We start from the raw sequence: 1,447 nt of genomic DNA on the forward strand, positions 1-1,447 counted from the left end.
GCTTAGAATAAATTTTTAAGGCTAATGTTCTTTTCTACGGTAATGCTAGGATCACTTACTAAGGTGGCTGTCAACACAAGGACTTTGTTGATTGCTCCACTACTGCTTCCTGCTTTTATGGTTACGCTATTTCCTGTACTCGCTGTCATGCTTCCCTTAGTAGGAGTCGAATCATCTTGATTTCGCAGGCTCCACTCCACCGCCTGGTCAAACACCTCTGTTCCATGATCATAGATATGACTGACGTATGAGGTGCTTTGGCCTGTTTTAAGCGTAGGATTACCGATAATGGTTATCGAATAGATATGCGTTTCCGTTTCAATGACTCTCATTTCAATAGTACTTCGTACTGTTGGGTGATACGTTAATTTCGCGGTGATACTTGCTTGTCCCAAAGCGATGCCCATAACCCGACCTTGCTGGTCTACGCTAACCACATTCGGATCGCTTGAAATGAAAGTTATGACTGGATTAACCATCTCATTCCCATTATCCGTAGCGGTTACATTCAAAGATAACGTTTCGTTGAGCCGTACATGGGCTATCGTGCCCTGATTGATATGTAATGCGTATGTATGAGCAATCTCATATTTCCATCTGTCTGCAATGTTATTTTCCACGTCATCGTAAGCTGTATTTATACTATCCAATGTGCAGTTTAACTGGATGATGCCATTTATCGTGTGATCAATTCCAGTCACTTTAAATGGCTGATGAGTCATATAAAATCGTTGGCTTAATGTAATGCCCTTCGTATCTGTATTGTCCTGTAGACTGACCAGAATGTTGCCCTCCGGTATTGAGATAACTTTACCTGTTTCCGTTGAAAATGTTCTGGCTTCCACCACAGCATCAAACCACTTCACCTGTCCAATCCAGTTTAAAGCCAGCCATTGATTGCATTTCCGCATCCTGCCTCGACACGACTTTTCATTTTGATCCACTTGACTGGTAATTAAATATCGTTCGTAGCGATAATCCACGATATCTCCTGAATGTAAGGGTGTCGCTGCCCGAACAATTTTTTCATCTGTCATTCGAATGGTATCTGCCGCATCTCGGATCAGAGCAAGCTGCTTTACACTATTGATATGCACATGTTCGCCTTTCTCTCGCAGAAAGAAATCAAGCATCGGTTCTAGACTCCTTGTCATTCCTCCACCTCCAATACAAAATTCGGCTTACAGCGATACAGGTAACACTCCATATAATCACTCCTTTCCTTCATGTCCAAAATAATAAAAATGTTATCGTTCACTCGAATATAGCAGCTCGACAGCAATAAGGATTCCAGTGGACAGAAAGCTCGATATGTCGTCTCCAGTGTGTAGCCATCTTCAAATGAAAAGCTTTTACGATAAGGTTGTACATCTGCCATCATTGACCGAAAAGGTTTGAAATGAGTAGCATCCAAAATTTCCAGCTTCGTATCATAGAACATTAATCT

General features: G+C 41.7%; 2 protein-coding genes. Both read right to left on the minus strand.

What is annotated here, in order from left to right; genetic code table 11:
* Positions 1-2 precede the first annotated feature (2 nt).
* Positions 3-1,154 carry an Ig-like domain-containing protein gene (locus L696_RS0115665; protein WP_025684493.1) on the minus strand — a complete coding sequence of 384 codons (1,152 nt, stop codon included), beginning with the start codon at positions 1,152-1,154 and terminating at the stop codon, positions 3-5.
* Positions 1,151-1,447, minus strand: a 297-nt coding sequence (locus L696_RS30965) for a hypothetical protein (protein WP_245233372.1), incomplete at its 5' end; no start/stop codon positions are given. The genes L696_RS0115665 and L696_RS30965, both read right to left, overlap by 4 nt.

This window comes from Paenibacillus maysiensis (genome assembly GCF_000520815.1).
GTDB classification, from domain to species: domain Bacteria; phylum Bacillota; class Bacilli; order Paenibacillales; family Paenibacillaceae; genus Paenibacillus; species Paenibacillus maysiensis.